This window comes from Frankia sp. ACN1ag (assembly GCF_001414035.1).
Classification (GTDB): domain Bacteria; phylum Actinomycetota; class Actinomycetes; order Frankiales; family Frankiaceae; genus Frankia; species Frankia torreyi.
The window spans coordinates 40369-57846 of sequence record NZ_LJPA01000030.1 but is presented as its reverse complement, the minus strand read 5'-3'; the positions used below and the strand labels follow the sequence as shown (position 1 = coordinate 57846).

Annotated in this window: 8 protein-coding genes; 1 reads left to right on the top strand and 7 read right to left on the bottom strand. The window is 72.8% G+C overall.

Annotated features, from left to right (window positions below; all coding sequences use genetic code 11):
• Positions 1–139: 139 nt before the first annotated feature.
• From UK82_RS43195 to UK82_RS23310, 4 genes are all read right to left on the bottom strand, one after another.
• Positions 140–771: FAD-dependent oxidoreductase (locus UK82_RS43195; RefSeq protein WP_396230627.1), on the bottom strand; the 632-nt coding region annotated here is incomplete at its 3' end.
• Between the two features lie 141 nt (positions 772–912).
• Positions 913–4050 carry a type I polyketide synthase gene (locus UK82_RS23320; RefSeq protein ID WP_055409322.1) on the bottom strand — a complete coding sequence of 1046 codons (3138 nt, stop codon included), beginning with the start codon at positions 4048–4050 and terminating at the stop codon, positions 913–915.
• Positions 4047–9962, bottom strand: coding sequence for a type I polyketide synthase (locus tag UK82_RS23315; RefSeq protein ID WP_055409320.1), 5916 nt, complete (start codon positions 9960–9962; stop codon positions 4047–4049). Before UK82_RS23315 ends, UK82_RS23320 begins: the two co-directional genes overlap by 4 nt.
• A complete protein-coding gene (locus UK82_RS23310; RefSeq protein WP_083507321.1) occupies positions 9962–11785 on the bottom strand; it encodes a fatty acyl-AMP ligase in 1824 nt (607 codons plus the stop codon). Before UK82_RS23310 ends, UK82_RS23315 begins: the two co-directional genes overlap by 1 nt.
• Before the next feature lie 717 nt (positions 11786–12502).
• On the opposite strand from UK82_RS23310, the gene UK82_RS23305 reads away from it, so the two are divergent.
• Positions 12503–14068: a GMC oxidoreductase gene (locus UK82_RS23305; protein WP_063897552.1), complete on the top strand. Its 1566-nt coding sequence runs from the start codon at positions 12503–12505 to the stop codon at positions 14066–14068.
• 138 nt (positions 14069–14206) lie between these two features.
• Here UK82_RS23305 and UK82_RS23300 read toward each other — a convergent pair whose 3' ends face one another.
• The 3 genes from UK82_RS23300 to UK82_RS23290 form a co-directional block, all read right to left on the bottom strand.
• Positions 14207–15052 carry an SDR family oxidoreductase gene (locus UK82_RS23300; RefSeq protein ID WP_055409313.1) on the bottom strand — a complete coding sequence of 282 codons (846 nt, stop codon included), beginning with the start codon at positions 15050–15052 and terminating at the stop codon, positions 14207–14209.
• The gene (locus UK82_RS23295; protein WP_055409311.1) at positions 15049–16395 is read right to left on the bottom strand and encodes an NAD(P)/FAD-dependent oxidoreductase; all 1347 of its coding nucleotides are present in this window, start codon (positions 16393–16395) and stop codon (positions 15049–15051) included. The genes UK82_RS23300 and UK82_RS23295 overlap by 4 nt, the downstream gene beginning before the upstream one ends.
• 61 nt (positions 16396–16456) lie before the next feature.
• Positions 16457–17410 (bottom strand): enoyl-CoA hydratase/isomerase family protein, encoded by a 954-nt coding sequence (locus UK82_RS23290; protein WP_063897551.1) that lies wholly within the window; start codon positions 17408–17410, stop codon positions 16457–16459.
• Positions 17411–17478 lie beyond the last annotated feature (68 nt).

The following is a 17478-nucleotide window of genomic DNA, read 5'->3' as shown; positions in this document are numbered from 1 at the left end:
CGTGGATCGCCTGGCGTCCCGCAGGATGTCCGCGACGGGTTCGCAGCTATTGACGTGGTCCATGACGGAACCGGCCAGATCCCGGCGGAACATCGCCCGCTCGTGCCGCTGCGGGGAGACCCCGACGAGGTAGAGACCNCTGTCCGCAGGCCCGGCGAAGATGTGCCGGTCCCCCCACCGGTGGAAGACGAACGTCGGGGCGGCGGACAGGTCCGCACCCTCGAAGTAGGTCCAGTGGTAGACACGCTCACCGGCGACGACGTTGTACCGGCGCGCGCCGGTCAGGCGGGCCACCGTGGACTCCCGTCCGTCCGCCCCGACGACGAGGCGGGCCCGGATCTCCTCGTCGTGTCCGTCGCGCACGGCCCGCACCCCGACAACTCGCCCACGTTCGGTCAGCAGCCCGGTGACCCGGGTCGCCATCCGCACCTCGGCCCCGGCCTCGGCGGCCGCATCCGCGAGGATGGGGTCGAGCAGATGTCGCCGCACGGCCGCCGCGCCGCCGACATCCCCGGGCCGCAGCGGGAAGTCGGCCGCGAAGCGGAAGTCGTCGAACCGCACCTCGCAGCGGGACATGAACGGGGCCCCGGTCGCCCGCACCCGGTCGATCACCCCGAGACGGGCGAGGAACGCCAGGGCGTCGGCCTGCATGACATGTGACGAGAGCGTGGGGCGGGGGAACGTCGCCTGCTCGAGGACTGCCACCCTGACCCCCTGGCGGGCCAGCAGCGCGCCCAGGGGCGCACCGGCGCACCGCGCACCGACGACCACCACGTCAAAGCGCTCGCCCACGGTGGCTCCCCCCTGCCGCTGGCAGCGGCCGCGGGCGGCCTGCCGGCGTCCTCCACCGGCCGATCGGACGCGCGGTCGCGGCGGGCCCCTCCGCCGCGGCGCGGCGGGACCGCGGCGCGGTCACGATCCGCTCCCCGGACCCCGCCGGACACCACCGGATGCGCCCGGTGGCCCGTCCGTGGCGAGGGCGCCCGCAATCCGGTCGGCAAGATCGACGATCGTGGCCCCGGCCAGCAGTATCTGCAACGGCACCGTCACCAGAAGATCCTGCTCGATCCGGTTCCTGAGATCGACGATCATCAGGGAGCTCAGCGCCAGTTCGACGAGCCGCGCCCGGCTGTCGACCAGCGTCGGGTCGGCCAGGTCCAGCGCGTCAGCCAGGTGCCGCCGCAGGTAGTCGATCGCCGCCTCGCGCGCGTCCGCGACCGGCCCCACCGCCGCCTCGTCGGCAGCCGTCGACAGCCCGCCCCCCACTCGTTGCGTCGGTGGTCCGGCGGGGGTCCGCGCCGGTTCGCGCTCATGCACGGCCAGCCAGTGCCGCCGCCGCTGCCAGGGGTAGAGCGGCAGGTCCACGTGGTGGCCGCGCGCGCGGACCAGGCCGTCCCAGCGGACGTCCAGCCCCGCCTGGTAGAGGTGCGCCACCGAACGGTGCAGGGACTCCCCCGCCGACCGGCCGCGGCGCAGGCTGCCCACGGCCACATGCGGGGCGTCGATCTCCTCCAGGGTCGCCGCGATGTCGCGCAACAGCACCGGATGGGGACCGATCTCAACGAAGACGGTCATCCCATCACGGGCGAGCGCAGTCAGCGCCGATCGGAAGAGCACCGGCGCGCTGAGGTTGCGGGCCCAGTGCCCGCCGTCGAGGTCTGTGGCGGCGATCCGCGCGCCGGAGACGGTTGAGTACAACGCCGGGCCGGCGCCAGCGCGCCGCCCCGTCGGCGCCGTCGCCGCGAGCGCCGTCGCGGCGTCGCCCAGCAGGGGACTGTGGAAGCCGTAGTCGACCCGCAGCGGCCGGGTCACCGCGCCCGCCGCTCGCGCGGCGGCGGTCACCCGTTCCACGGCCGCCCGCTCGCCGGACACGACGGTCGATCCGGGCGCGTTGACCGCCGCGATACCGACGACGCCGCCGTCCGCACGAACGAGCCGGGCCACGTCGGACTCGGGGAGCCCGATGTTCGCCATGCGGCCGCCACGCGCCGCCCGCTCGGTCTGCCGAGCCCGCAGCAGCAGCAGCTCCAGGGTCTCCTCCAGGTCCAGGGCACCGGCGAGCCGGGCGGCGACGACCTCCCCCATGCTGTGTCCGACGACGGCCTGCGGCTCGACGCCCCAGGACCGCCACAGAGCGGCCAGGCCGAGTTCCAGCACGCCGATCGCCACCTGGGCCGTCTCGGTCTCGACGAGGCCGCGCCCGCCGTCCGACCCCGTCAGGGCGGCCAGGACGGACCACCCGGCCCGCTCGCCGATCACCGCTTCGGCGGCCTCGACCTCGGCGCGCACCAACGGGTAGCGGGCCAGCAGCTCACGTCCCATCCCCTCCCACTGCGAGCCCTGGCCGGACAGGACGAACGCCACCCGCCGGTCGCCCGGGTCGGCCGGCCTGACCCGGGCGGCCGGCGCGGCCCGCAACCTGCGGGCGAGGTCGGCCCGGTCCGTGGCGGCGACAGCCAGGCGGTGGGAGTGGTGGGTGCGGGTCAGGGCGGCGGCGGCGCAGATCTCGGCTGCCGCGTCGTCGCCAGCGCCGTCGAGACGGTCGGCAAACCGGCCGACGAGGGCGGCCAGCGCGCCCGGCGAGCGGGCGGACAGCGGCAGCACCAGGGGCTGCGGGGACGCCGCCGCATCGAGCGCCGGGGGCGCCGCCGGGGGCGGCTGCGGGGTGGAGGGCTCAGCCTGCAGGATTACATGGGCGTTCGCCCCACCGAAACCGAAGGAGCTGACCGCGGCGAGCGGCGGGCGCCCGTCCGGCGCAGGCGCCAGGGGCGCGGGCGTGGTCGGCACCCGCAGGCGGGTCCCCGCCAGGTCGATCTCCGGGTTGAGCCGGGTGAGGTGCAGATGAGCAGGGACCTGGCGGTGCTCCAGCGCGAGCATCGCCTTGAGCAGACCCATCACGCCGGCGGCCGCCTCCTGGTGGCCGAAATTGGTCTTCACCGAGCCGAGAGCGCAGGGCAGGTCCCCCGCTCCATACACCTCCCGCAGGGCCTCGACCTCGATCGGGTCGCCGAGCCGCGTACCCGTGCCATGGGCCTCCACATAGCCGACGTCCGCGGCCTCGACGTCGCCGTCGGCCAGCGCCCGGCGCATCAGCTCGACCTGCGGGCGCGGGCTCGGCGCGGTCAACCCGTTGGTCCTGCCGTTGTGGTTGGCGGCCGTACCGCGGATCGTCGCCCGCACCCGGCGGCCGTCCGTCCGCGCGTCCGCGGCCCGCTGCAGCAGGAGCATTCCGCAGCCCTCGGCCCGGACGATGCCGTCGGCTGCGGCGTCGAAGGTTCGGCAGCGCCCGCTCGGCGACAGCGGCAGCACCATCTCCGTCATCACCGTCGCGGCCGCATTGATGATCACGTTGACCCCGCCGACGAGCGCGTGGTCACAGTCGCGGTTTCGCAGCGCCCGGCAGGCCAGGTGGACGGCGATCAGCGACGAGGAGCACGCCGTGTCAACCGCCAGACTCGGGCCATGCAGGTCGAGCAGGTACGACAGCCGGTTCGCGGCGATGCTGTGGGCACCGCCCGGAGCCGTGTAGGTGGTGATGTCGGCGTGCCCGGCAAGCTGAAGGTTGAGGTAGTCGGCGCCGTAGAGGCCGAGGAACACCCCGGTCTCACTCCCGCGGAGACGGTCAAGAGGGAGCCCGGCGTCCTCGACGGCCTCCCAGGCCGTCTCCAGGACGAGTCGCTGCTGGGGATCCAGGTGCGCGGCCTCCGCCGCCGACATGCCGAAGAACTCGGCGTCGAAGCCGTCGACGGAGGGAAGCATGCCTCCTCTGAGGCCGTCGCCGGATCCGCCTTCATCGGGGCGCCCGTACTGCTCGCGGTGGCCGTCGACGTCGTGGACGAGCCGGGACACGACGTCCGCGCCCGTCGCCAGAAGCTGCCACAGGCCGTCGAGGTCGGCGGCGCCGCCGGGGGTCCGCACCCCCGCCCCGATCACGGCGATCGGTTCGCGCCAGGCGCGCTGTGTGTCTCGCAACCGATCCCGGGCATCGCGTAGCTGCAGTAGCGCCCGGGCGAGCAGGGCTCCCTGGCTGGTTCGCTCCGCGGTGCTCATCCGTCCCCATTCAGGTCGAAGGCTTCGAGTTCTCTCTCGAGCTGCTCGGCGATCTCCTCGTCGCTCAGCCGCGACAGGTCGTCCGCGCCGACGGGATCGGCGGGATTGCCGGGATCGGCGGGATCGGCGGGATCGGCGGGATCGGCGGGATCGGCGACGCGGATGGCGGGCTGCGGCGGCGCGGACCGTGACTGTTCCAACCGCGCCAGCACGGCGTCGGCCAGCTCGATGACGGTGGGGTGGGCGTAGACCATCGTGGCGGACAGCCGGACGCCCATCCCCGCCTCGAGACGGTCCCGCAACTCGATCGCCATCAGTGAGTCGAAGCCGAGCTCCTGGAGCGGCACGTGCGCCGCGACGGCGGGCGCCTCGGCGCCGAGGACCCGGGCGACCTCACCCGTGAGCACGCGCCGCATCACCTGCCGGCGTTCGTCGGGCTGCGCCGCAAGCACGAGGTCGCGCCCGGACGGCTCACCCGGAGCCCCCGCCGGCAGCAGCCCGCGGTAAAGCTGCCGGGCCGCCGGGCCCGCCCCGGCGAGGCGCAGTTCGCCCGGATCGAACGCCGCCGCCGCTAGCCACGCCTGCCCGCTGTCCAGGGCCTCGGCGAGCAGCTCCAGCCCAGTGGCGGGTTCCAGCGGCAGCATCCCCCGGGCGGCCAGGCGCGCGACGCCACCGGCCTGCACCGCAAGGCCGGCGCCCGACCAGGTGCCCCAGTCGATGCTCAGTGCCGGCAGGCCGGCCGCCGCCCGGTACCGCGCGAGCGCATCGAGAAACACGTTGCCCGCCGCGTAGGCGGCCTGTCCCGGCGAACCGATCAGGCCGGCAAGCGAGGAGAACAGCACGAAGTGCTCGACCGGCTCGTCGACGGTGAGGCGGTGGAGGTTCCAGGCACCCACCGCCTTACCCGCGAGGGCCCGCAGCACCGCCGGCTCGGACAGGTCGGCGACAAGCGCGTCCTCGAGCACACCGGCCAGGTGGAACACGCCGCCGACCGGGGGGACCTGCGGGTCCGGGCGAAGGGCCGCCCGCAGCCGAGCGGGGTCGGCGACATCGACCGCGGCGACCCGCACGTCGACGCCCTCGTCCCGCAACGCGTCCAGCGCCCGCTGCGCCGCCGCCGACGGCCCCCCTCTTCCGACCAGCACGAGATGTCGAGCGCCGCGGCCGACGAGCCAACGGGCCACCCGCAGTCCCAACACGCCCAGACCGCCGGTGATGACGTAGGCGCGGTCGTGGCGGATCGGCCGGCGACCGGCCCCGGCCAGGGACCCGCCTCCGGCGGACCCACCGGCAGTGGACCCGTCGGCAGTGGACCCGTCGGCGGCGGACCCGTCGGCGGCGGACCCGTCGGCGGCGGACCCGTCGACGACCGTGGCAAGCACCGGGACGAGGACCTCGCCGTCGCGCACCGCCGCCTGGCTCGGTGGGTCCGCGCATCGCAGCAGCGCGCAGAACGCCTCGATGTCGGCGTCGGGGAGATCCGACGCGAGCTCGACGACCCCGCAGCCTGGGCTGGGATGCTCGTTGGCCAGCACCAGGCCGAGTCCCTGCCGGCCCGCGTCGCGCAGGCTGGCCTCGGCGCCGCTCGCGACGGTCAGCCACAGTCGGGGATGCCCGGCCGACCAGGCGCGGCCCAGGTGGGCCTGGGCAAGCCGAAGCGCGGCGATCGTCCCGTTCGCGACCTGCGCCGGCTCGAACCGCGCGGGGCCAGGATCACCGACGCAGGGAACGACCGGCGGGTCGCCGCCGGCTGGCGCGATCCGCGCGTCGACGATGCCGCGGACCGTTCCGAGCAGGTTCTCCGCCTCGGCCAGCAACTCCTGGTAGGCGCGCGGGCCGGCGTCGGCGACCAGCGTGCGCTCGCCCGGTTCTCGGGCGGGGCCCTCGACCGCGACCAGGCAGCGCTCGCCCACCGCACGCAGCCGGCGGCTCACATCTCGCCCCAGCGGCGAGGAGCCGGCGACGACGAGCCAGCCCCCGCCCGCCTGGGGGGTCACCTGCCGAGGCTCCCACCGCACCCGGTAGAGCCGGCCCTGGTTCACCGGCCGGCTCGGACCGGCCATGCGAAGCGTGAAGCCGGTGGCCGCCCACAGGACCCGACAGTCGGGGCCCGAGATCGTGATGTCGCAGCGGACCTCGCGGGTGGAGGTCCCGGTGATCCGGGCATGGCACCACAGCTCGTCCCCGACCGCTGGGCGGACTGCGCTCCAGACCCGCCCCACCCGGACCGGTACCGGTACCGAGCCCTCTCGGATCACGCCGGTGTCCGCCGCGGCGACCACCTGCAGGCAGCCGTCCAGCAGCGCCGGGTGCAATGCGGCGGCCGCGTCGCCGGGGCCGCCGCCGGCCCGCTGCGGCGACACGGCGAGCGGTCGGGCGCGGCCGAGGGCCTGACCGGCGCCGGACCACAGCCGGTCCAGACTCCGCATGCGCGGCCCATAGCGCAGGCCGGCGGCGGCAAGCCGCGCGTAGAAGTCGTCGACGCGCAGTGGGTTGAGCCCCTGGGCCGCCTGTTCTGGCGCGGGCGTGGCAGGAGGCGGCGCGCCGGCCTCACCGCGCAGCACGCCCTGCGCATGCGTCAACGCGGGTTGGCCGGGCGGCCACGACGTGACGGTGAAGGTGGCTGACCCCGCCTCACCGGGATGCAGGGCAAGCTGCGGCTCGTTGGCGGCATCCTGACTGGCCGGACAGGGCTGGGTGAACGTGACGTCCACCAGTTCCACCGCGGAGCCCGGCCGCGCCTCGGCGGCGGCCGCAGCCGCCGCTGCGGTGAGCCAGTAGGCGCCGGGCACCACCGCCGTGCCGTCGACCAGATGATCGGCGATCTCCGGGGCGGCGCCGAGGTCGACCTCGAGCGACCACAGGCGCAGCGACGGTTGCACGCCGACCCGGATGGGCCGACCCAGCGGCCCGGCGCCGGCCGAGGTGCGCGCGGACGGCCGCGGCCCGTCGGGGGCGAGTCGCGCGAGGGGGAACGACTGGTGCTCCCAGCCGTGGCGCGGGACGTCGGCGTGCGCCACCACGCCCGGGTAGAGCGCCTCCCATCGCAACGGAACCCCGGCCGTGTACAACTCCCCCAGCGCGGACAGCAGGCCCGCCGCCTCGGGCCGGCTCCGGCGCATCGAGGACACGACGGTGACCGGTCGGCCGGCGTCGGCGGCGGTCTCACCGATCGGCCGTGCCAGCACCGGATGCGGCGCGATCTCGACGAACGTGTCGTACCCCTCGGTGAGCAGCCGTTGCAGGGTCGGCGCGAACAGGACAGGTGCGCGCACGTTGCGTTCCCAGTACGCCGCGCCGAGATCGATGCCGGGCACCGGGCCGCCGGTGACCGTCGAGTACAGCGGCGTGGTCGCCTCGCCGGGACGCAGTGCGTCGAGCGCCGCCCGCAGCCGCGCCTGGACGGGTTCGACCTGGGGGCCGTGCGCGGCGAAGGCGACATCGATCCGACGCGCGAACACGCCCTGGCCGGACAGGTGCGCGATCAGGTCGTCCAGCGCCGCGATGCGGCCCGACAGCACGGTCGCCCGTGGCCCGTTGACCGCGGCGACGGACAGCTCGTGCTCCCGGCCGCGCACCAACGCGGTGGCCTCGCCCACGCCCAGTTCGACCAGGACCAGGCCGCCCAAGCCGGAGATCTCGTCGAGCAGGCGGCTGCGTTCACAGGCGATCCGCGCGGCGTCGTCGAGGCTGAGGGCACCGGACACACAGGCGGCCGCGATCTCACCCATGCTGTGGCCGATGACCGCCGCCGGCTCGACGCCCCAGGCCCGCCAGGTCTCGGCGAGCGCCACCTGCATCGCGAACAACGCCGGCTGCACGGCGGCCGTGCCCTCGGCCACGAGGCCGGCGTCGTCGTTCCACATCGATCGGCCCGTCCATCGCGCGACCGCCGCGTCGCAGCGGTGGATCGCCGCGCGGAACACCGGCACGGACGCGGCGAGCTGCTGGCACATCCCCGCCCACTGCGGGCCCTGGCCGGGGAAGACGAAGACGACCCGTGGCCGGGTGCGGCCCGCCTCCCGCGGCCCGGCGACCTCGCCGGCCGGCCTGCCCGCGGCCAGCGCCGCCATGCCCGCGGCGAGCTCGTCGCGGTTCGCGGCCACCACTGCTGCCCGGTGCCGGTCATGGCCGGTCCGGCGGGCGGCGGCGGCCACCCGCCGGACCCAGGCATGGTCGTCGGCGGGTTCGCGCAGGGTCCCGGCCCAGGCGGCGGCCCGGCGCCGCAGCGCCGAGGCCGACCGGGCGGACACGGGGACCAGCACGGGCCCTCCCGCACCGATCGGCGAGCCGTCGGCGGCGTCGCGCCGTCCGGCAGGTGCGCCGGACAGCACCAGGTGGGCGTTCGTCCCGCCGAATCCGAAGGAGCTGACGCCGGCGAGGCGAGCCTGCTCGCCCAGTGGCTGGTCGGGCCACGGCGCCCGGTCGCCCGCAACGACTCGCAGGGCGAGGGTGTCGAGGCCGAGCCGCGGGTTGAGCCGCTCGAAGTGCACGGTCGGCGGGATCTCGCCGTGGTGAAGCGCCAGCGCGACCTTGATCAGACCGGTGACACCGGCAGCCGCCTCCAGGTGCCCCAGATTGGACTTCACCGACCCGACAAGCAGCGGTCGGTTGCCGCCACGGCCGGCTGCCAGAACCTGGGCGAGCGCGCCGGCCTCGATCCGGTCCCCAACGGCGGTGCCCGTCCCGTGGGCCTCGACATAGTCGATCTGGGCGGGGTCGACGGCGGCCGCCCCACAGGCCGCGCGCAGCAACGCCGCCTGGGACTGCTCGCTCGGCGCGGTCAGCCCGTTGGTCCGGCCGTCGGAGTTGACCGCGCCACCCCTGACCACCGCATAGATCCGGTCGCCGGCGGCGAGGGCCCCCGACAACGTCCTGAGCACGACAACCCCAGCGCCCTCGGAGCGGACATAGCCGTCCGCCCGATGGTCGAAGGGCTTGCAGCGGCCGTCGGCCGCCATCAGCCCGCCTCGGCTGAAGCTGAGCGCGACCCGAGGGCTGGCGATGACGTTCACCCCGCCGGCGATCGCGAGGTCGGTCTCGCCGCGCTGCAGGGCCTGGCAGGCCAGGTGCACCGCCACCAGCGATGACGAGCAGGCGGTGTCGACGACGAGGCTCGGCCCGCGCAGATTCAGGCAGTAGGACAGGCGGTTGGCGACGATGCTCAGCACACCGCCGGTTCCGTCGTGGGCTTCGGCCCCGTCGAGCCTGCCGAACAGCGCGACCGCATGATCGAAGGTCGATACGCCCATGAACACCCCGGCGCCAGACCCGGACAGCGTGGCCGGCGGCACCCCGGCGTCTTCGAGCGCCTCCCAGGCGACCTCCAGCGCGAGCCGCTGCTGGGGATCCATGCGCGCCGCCTCGCGGGCGGCGATGCCGAAGAAGGCCGCGTCGAAACCCTCGACGTCGTCGAGGAACCCGCCCCACCGGGTGTTCATCCGATCGGGAGCGGCCGGGTCCGGGTCGTACAGCGCGGCGGAGTCCCACCGCCCCGACGGGACGTCGCCCACCGCGTCGGTTCCGTCGCACAGCAGGCGCCAGAAGTCCTGCGGGCCGGCGGCGCCGGGCACCCGGCAGCCGATCCCGACGATCGCGATCGGTTCGGGCCCCTCGGCGGTCACCGGGCGGGGCGCCGCGGCCCGGCCGAGGGAGTCGGGCGTGTCGGCCGCCCCCGTCTGACCGGTCAGGAGGGCGGCCACCGCGTCGACCGTCGGGCAGTCATAGAGCAACGTGGGTGGCAGGGCGGACCCGGTATGACGCTGCAGATCGTCGGAGAGCTCCACGGCCTGCAGCGACGACAGCCCCAGCGTCAGAAACTCGGCGTCGGTTCTGATCGAGCGCGCCTCGACCCCGAGGATCTCGGCGATCCGGGCGACGAGCCAGCTCCCGATCCCGTCGGCATCCGGCATCACTCGACTCCCTCTCTTACGGGCTCGTGCTCCTGCGCGGGCCCGGCCAGCGAAAGGGGAGCCGGCCGCAGCTCGCCCGCCTCGTAGGCCGCTCGGCAGGCGCGGCGGCGGACCTTTCCGCTGGACGTCCTGGGCACCGCGCCCGGCGCGACGAGCACCAGGTCGTCCACGGCGATCCCGTGCTCGACGGAGATCGCCGACCGCACCGCCCGATCGATCTCGGTGCTGCTCGGCACCGCGTCGGCCGCATCCGCGGCCCAGGCCCCCGTGGGCCGGGAGACCTCGGACACGATCACGAGGCGTTCCCCGTCATCCCGGTCGACAGCGAACGCGGCGCAGCCGCCGATCCCCCTGATCCACGGGTGGGCGGCCTCGACGGTGGCCTCCAGGTCCTGCGGATAGTGGTTGCGTCCGCCGACGATGACCAGGTCCTTGAGCCGACCGGTGATGAACAGCTCGCCGTCGTGCAGCACGCCCAGGTCTCCGGTACGCAGGAACGGCCCGTCGTCGTCGGGCGCGATCCGGGCGGCGAACGTGAGTGCGCTCTCCTCCGGCCGGCCCCAGTATCCGGCGGCGACGTCCGGGCCACCGGCCCACACCTCGCCCACCGACCCGGGCGGACACCGGCGGCAGGTATCCGGGTCGACGATCTCGAGACGGCGCTCCGGTGCCGGTATCCCCACTCCGACGATCTCCTGGCTCCCGCCGGGCGTCAGTCGGCCGGCCGCCAGCGCTGCCCGGTCCACCCGCAGCGTCCGCGGCCGGGTACCGGCCGCGGACACGGTAGTGATCAGTGTGTTCTCCGCCAGGCCGTATGCGGCGAACAGGGCTCGGGCCTCGAAGCCGTGCGGCCGATAGGCGTCGGCGAACGCGTCGAGGGTGGCCGGCCGGACCGGCTCGGCGCCGCTGAACGCCACCCGCCAGCTCGACAGGTCCAGCTCGGCCCGCTCCTGCGGATAGACCCGCCGTACGCACAGGTCGAAACCGAAGTTCGGTGCTCCGGCGACGGTGCCGCCGTGGCGGGTGATGGCCGCAAGCCACCGGCTCGGGCGTTGCACGAACGTCATGGGCGGCATGAGGACGGCGCTCGCGCCCAGGTAGAAGGTCTGGAGGACCTTTCCGATCAGTCCCATGTCGTGGAACAGCGGCAGCCATGAGACGACGACGTCGTCCGCGTCGAGCCGCATGCCGTCGGCCTGCAGCCGGGCATTGCGCAGCAGCGCCTCATGGGTGACCATGACGCCCTTCGGGGTCGAGGTGGAACCCGAGGTGTACTGCAGGAACGCCAGGTCATCGGGACGCACGCAGGCGGCCTCGCGGGGAGGGTCGGGCGCGGTGCCGATCGTCCCGCCGGTCGACCCGATCACGATCCAGTGCAGCGCCGCGATCTCCGGCGCGAATCGGGTGACCTGCGCGCGCAGCTCACCGCGGCCGCCGGTGAGCACGACCGTCGCCGCACAGTCCCGGGCGATGGCGCGCAGGGTTGCCACCCGGCTGGCGGAACCGATCGGGGTCGGGGTGGCCAGCGGAACGGCCACCACGCCGGCCCGCTGACAGGCCATGAACGCGACGACGAAGTCGGCGATGTCACTTTCCAGGATGAGCGCGCGATCCCCCGGCGCGCAGGCATCGAGCAGCCGCGCCGCCAGGGCGCGAGCGGCCGCGTCCAGGTCCGCGTAGGTGATCGAAGGACCTTCCTGGCTACCATCGGACAAGATCGTGCAGAATACCTTCGATCCCCGTTCTCGAGCGTGTTCGGACAGCAACTCGGCAATCGTCGACGACTGCGGCGAGGAACGCAATTCAGCTCCTTGGCTAGGCACCGTTCGACGCGGAACGAAGTTCGGGGGCGCGGGTTGACCTGCGGGGCGCTCGGACTCCGCGACGGTGAACCACTCGGCCTGAAATCTGCACCCCGAGGAGGTGACCGGCCGCCTCGGTCGAGGCCTCCGGCCACCCCGAAAATATCCTGAGTTTCAGGGTCGACCAAGAAGATAACGAGCCGAAACCAGAGGGTCAACCCCCGCCCAGCCAACTTTGGTATCGGTATTCCTGGTATCCAGGCTGCTACGATCTTCGCGGCACCCGGCGAATCTCTTTCCTGGTAGCTGGAACACTAGTATGACGGGCCGAGCCGGGAGGTCGGCAGCGGCCGATCTCGACCACACCCCGCACTCCCCCGAGGACGCGGGCCAGCACGCCGGCGCCAGGCCGGCAGGCAAAACCACTGCTCGTAAGCAGCGACCCGGCGACCGGGCCGACTAACATTGCCACCCGCCGAGCACAAATCAATTTCATCCGAGCGCGCCGACACGTCGTCCGCACGACACGGCGGTGATGCTTCCACCGATCCCTGATTGATGTAGTCTAATTGCCCAGCCAGGCAACGTCGTTCGCGTCCCGCCTTACGGATTGCCGCATGCGGAACGGGACGCACGTTCGGAGTTGAGGGGCCGAGGCCACGTGCCGTCATCGGGCCGCAGGGACTCACATCACAGGCTGGAGCACAGATGTCTGTCGGCAGAACAGGGGGATGAGTCATGCCCGACATTGACCGGAGAAGGTTGCTGGGACTCGCGGTCGGCGGTGGTCTCACAGCCGCTGGAACCGCACTGATCGGCAATCCGGCGGCGTTCGCCGGGACGGATGCGAGCACGGTCAAGGCCATCGTGATCGGGTCCGGGTTCGGCGGCTCCGTGGCCGCGCTGCGGCTCGGGCGGGCGGGGATACGGACGCTGGTACTGGAGCGCGGCCAGCGCTACCGCTACAGTCCGACCAAGCCTGTGTTCAGCACCGAACTGAACCCGTCCAGTTCGATGTTCTGGTTCCAGGACAAGATGATCTGGCCGGGCCTCCCCGAATCGCCGATCGACCGCGTGCCCGGCATCATGCAGGTAGTGGTGGCGAACGGGATCGAGGTGGCCTGCGCTGCCGCGGTCGGCGGCGGCTCCGTCGTCTACGCGGGCTGCACGGTCCAGCCACCGCGCAAATACTTCGAGGCGCTTTTCCCCCGCGGCGTGTCGTATCCGGAACTCGATCGCGTCTACTACCCGCGGGTGCGTAAGATGCTCAACACCCAGACGGTGCCGGACGATGTCTATCGTTCGGATCCCTTCACCCACGCCCGGGCCTACGACGACCAGATGCGCGCGGCCGGCTTCCCGACCACCCCGGTCATGACCGACTTCAACTGGGACCGGATCCGAGGTGAGCTTTCCGGCCGGCTGCGCCCGTCGGCAACGGTCGGCGAGTCGAGCTTCGGCAACAGCGACGGCGCCAAGAATGACACCACGCAGAACTACCTGCAGTCGGCCGTGGAGACCGGGAACGTACAGATCAGCCCGCTGACCGAGGTCACGGGAATCCGGACCCGCAAGGGCGGCGGCTACGTGGTGGAATCACGTCGCCTCGCTCCGAACGGAGACGTCGTCAGCAGCGACGAGCTGACTACGGACCTGCTGTTCCTGGCGGCGGGCTCCATCAACACGACGCGGCTGCTGGTCGCGGCCCGCGAGACCGGAGCGCTGCCGAATCTCAGTGACGCCGTCGGCCGGAACTGGGGCACTAACGGTGATGCTTTCACCTTCCGAACCTTCTCCGGCAAGACCGGTTCCACCCAGGCTGCGCCCTGCGTGTCAACCACATTCCTTGATGGGAACTTCGGAGTCCCGGTACGACTCGAGAACTGGTGGCTCATCAACTTCAACGGTACCTCGAACCTGGCCCAGTTCAGCGTCGCGGTGGACATGGACAACCGTGGTAGCTGGACGTTTGACCCGGCGACCAAACAGGTCAACCTGAGTGACTGGGACGCGTCGAAGAACGCGCCGGCCGAGGCGGCCCCTCAGGCGTTCAACCAGATGCTCATCGACCGCGGGATCGCGGGGATGGGACCGCCCCCGCCGAGTGGCATCACCGCGCATCCGCTGGGCGGGTGCGAACTCGGCAAGGCAACCGACCTGTACGGTCGCGTCCGAGGATACCGGGGTCTGTATGCGGTCGACGCCTCGGTCATTCCCGGAAACGCTGGCGGTGCGAATCCCACCTTCACGATCGCCGCACTCGCCGAACGGTCGATGGACAACATCATCGCGGCCGGTATCTGAGGACGATGAGCCCGCGCCGGCCTCCGGGCGCCCGGCGCGGAACGCGCGCCCTACCCGAGTAGGCGGCAGGCAGCGGGCCGCTGCCGTGGCCTCGCAGACGGCAACCCCGGGAGGGGGCCGTCCGCGAGGCCACGGCCGTCACACCGACGTCCGTCTGGCAGAACGCAAGGTGGGCAGGATGGCGGCGCGCATCACCCGAAAGGCCACTGAACGCGGCAGGTAGCGGCCGAGGAACGCCTGTGACTTCGCCGCCGTGCCGGGGACGATGACCCGGCGCCCGTTCTCCAGCGCGTCCAGCGCCTGGCCGGCCACCTGCTGCGGCGCCTTCCAGCCGAACCAGCGGGTGGCCTCGATGTCACCGATGCCACCCACGTCGGAGAACTCGCTGCGTACCGGCCCGGGTGCCAGCAACGTGCAGCCGACGCCGGTACCGACCAACTCGGCGTGCAGCGCCTCGGCGAAGGAGTTCACGAACGCCTTCGACGCCGCGTACGTCGCCGCGGTCGGCACGGGTTGGACACCGGCCGTCGAGCCGGTGAACAGGATGAATCCTCGGCCGCGGGCGATCATCCCCGGTAGGACGGCGAGGGTGAGGTCGTGCACCGCGGCGACGTTGACCTCTATCTCGGCCGCCTCGCGGACCGGATCGTTCGCGGTGAGCTCACCGCAGGTCGGGAAGCCGGCGTTGTTGCACAGGATCATCACCTGCGCGGCGGCGAGCTCGGCGCGCAGCCGGGCCCGCTGCTCCCGGTCGGCCAGATCGCACTCGCTGATCCCCACCTGCACGCCGTGTTCCGCGCGAAGCTCCTTGCCCAGGCGTCCCAGCACGTCACCCCGACGGGCGACGAGCCAGACCGGATGGCCGCGGGCCGCCAGGCCGCGCGCGAGGGCCTCCCCGATCCCCGACGAGGCACCCGTCACCACGGCCCAGGGACGCACCGTCGCCCCCTCGAACGGCCGGTATTCGTCTGACGATCCAGTCATCTGCCGACCCGTGCCGCATCGGGGGCGCCGAGCGCCGCCGCGAGCCGGTCAGCGGCGCTGCGGCCGGTGCGGCAGCAGGACTCCAGGGACGCGCCCATGAGGTAATCGCCGGCGAGTTCCAGACCGGGCACCTCGTCGACGGCCTGGGAAACCTCGCGCAGGAACTCTCCGTGGAAGGGCACGTAGGCGCAGTAGGCCGCGCTCCAGCTTCGCCCTCCGGTGTGCACCCGCTGCGCCCGACTCGCTCCCAGATACCGCACGAGGCGCTCCTCCGTCTCGCCGACCCAGTCGTCGAGGGGGGACTGGTCCTGCTCGTCGATCCGGCCAGGACGACCGCTGTAGGTGTAGCGCACGATATGGCGGGACTCCATCGCGTACGACCCGGCGTTGCTGCACGGACCGCCGTCGTTGATTGCCAGCGCGCGGACCTCCGGCGTGAAGATCGGCCGATCGTATTCGACCAGGACGACGGACGAGCCGAAGTAACGCACCTCGCCCAGGCGCTTGGACAGCGTCGACATCTCCGAACGCACGATCTGGGCCGTCGCGTACGCCGGGGTGGCGATGACGATCCCGTCGTACGACCGCTCGATCTCGGTGCCGCCGTGGGACAGTCGCAGGCCGACTGCCTTGCCCTGCCGCACCACCAGCCCCGTGACCTCGGTGTCGAGGCGGACGGTGACCCTGCGCGCCAGCGCCTCGAGCGCCGGCTCGATCCCCCCGGAGAGCTGGTCGTAGGTGTCCATCAGCAGCGAGAGGTTGGTACCGAACGTGCCCAGGTAGACCTCGTCGGGCTCGGCCCCGTTCATGCGGACGGTGAGGGGCCGCAGCAGATTCTTCGTGACCTTGGCGCTGAAGTGGCTGCTGAGCGGTCGCCGGTCGTACTTGCGCGCCAGCCGGGTGAAGTAGTCCGACCCGAGGAAGCGGCTCGAGTCGTCGAGACGGATCTGCGCGGCGAGCCGCCCGAGCCGGGCCAGGTCGCGCGGCGTCGCCATCTGCCGGATGCTGTTGAGGCTGGAGCTACGCCGAGTGCTGTCCACGGTGAGCACCTCGTCGTCCTTCATGAACGACTGGTTGATCCCGAACTGCTCCCAGGGGTAGCTGCCCAGCGCCGCGGTGAACGACCGGAACGCCGTGTACTTGCGTCCGATGTTCTTCCCGCCCATCATCACCCGCCGGTCACCGAGCCGGCCGACACCGAACCGGCCCCCGAGGACGGAGTCTCGTTCGATCACTTCGACGTCGTGCCCGGACTGCTCCAGCCGCAGCGCGGCCGACAGCCCGGAGATTCCGCTGCCGACGACAGCGACCCGCCGACCCTCGCCTGTTCTTCTCGTCGCCACGATGATCTCCTTCGAGGAATGCGCCTGCGGTGGGCGGGCCCTGCCTCGCCCCTGGCCTGCTTCAGTCGACGAAGTCCGCCGCCGTGCGGGCCTGCCAGGCCGGCAGGCGATCACGGGTGAACTCCGCCAGGTCCTTGCCTGTCTCACGGTGGTGGGCGAGCTGCCGGACGTACCGGCGCATCGCGTTCTGCGCGGGCCGGCGGCTGACCAGGGCGAGGAAGCGGGCCCGTTCCATCGCCATCCCACGCCGAAGGCTGACCGAGCCGCCCACGTAGACCGCCTGCTTGGCCGCCCGTATCGTCATCGGCGGTCGGGTGGCGATTCGCGCGGCCGTCTGGTGGGCCAGCTCCGCCACGTCCTTGCTGTCGACGAGCCGGTGCACGATGCCGGTCGCGAGCGCTGCCTGCGGATCGAGCAGCCGGCCCGCCAGGATCAGCTCCACCGCCCTGGCGGGGCCCAGCGCTCGCGACATGATCTGGGTACCGCCGCCCGCGGGGATAAGGCCCATCAGAGTCTCGTGCAGTCCGATTCCGTAGGACCCGTCGCCGATGATCCGGATGTCGCAGGCGAGCGCGAGCTCGAAGCCGCCGCCGAGTGCAGGTCCGTCGATCGCGGCCACGAACACCGTGTCGCTGTCGCGCATCCGCCGCACGACGCCGTGGAAGCGCAGGAGGGCCGCAATCCCGGCCGCCGGCGTGCGCTCGACGGCGTCACGAAGCATCGGCACCCGCAGCAGGCCGGCGACCAGCCAGAGCGCCGGGTAGGCTGCGCGGGGCGTCACCGGCAGACCCAGACCGTCCGCGACGGCGAGGACCTCTTCAAGATCGTAATGTCCGATGAAGGTGTCAGGTACTGCACTGGCCAGCACCACCGCGCGCACGCCGGGGTCCCGGTCGGCCGCGGCCAAGACGGTGCCCAGCTCAGCCATGGTGGCCGTGGTGAGCAGGTTGAACGGAGGGTTGTTCACTCGCACGGTGAGAACCGCGCCGTCCTTGTCCACCTCTACGAGACTCATCGCGGTTCTCTTTCCGTCGTGGCCCGGCCGGCAGGCATGGCTCGTTGACCTGTGACAGGCGCTGCCGG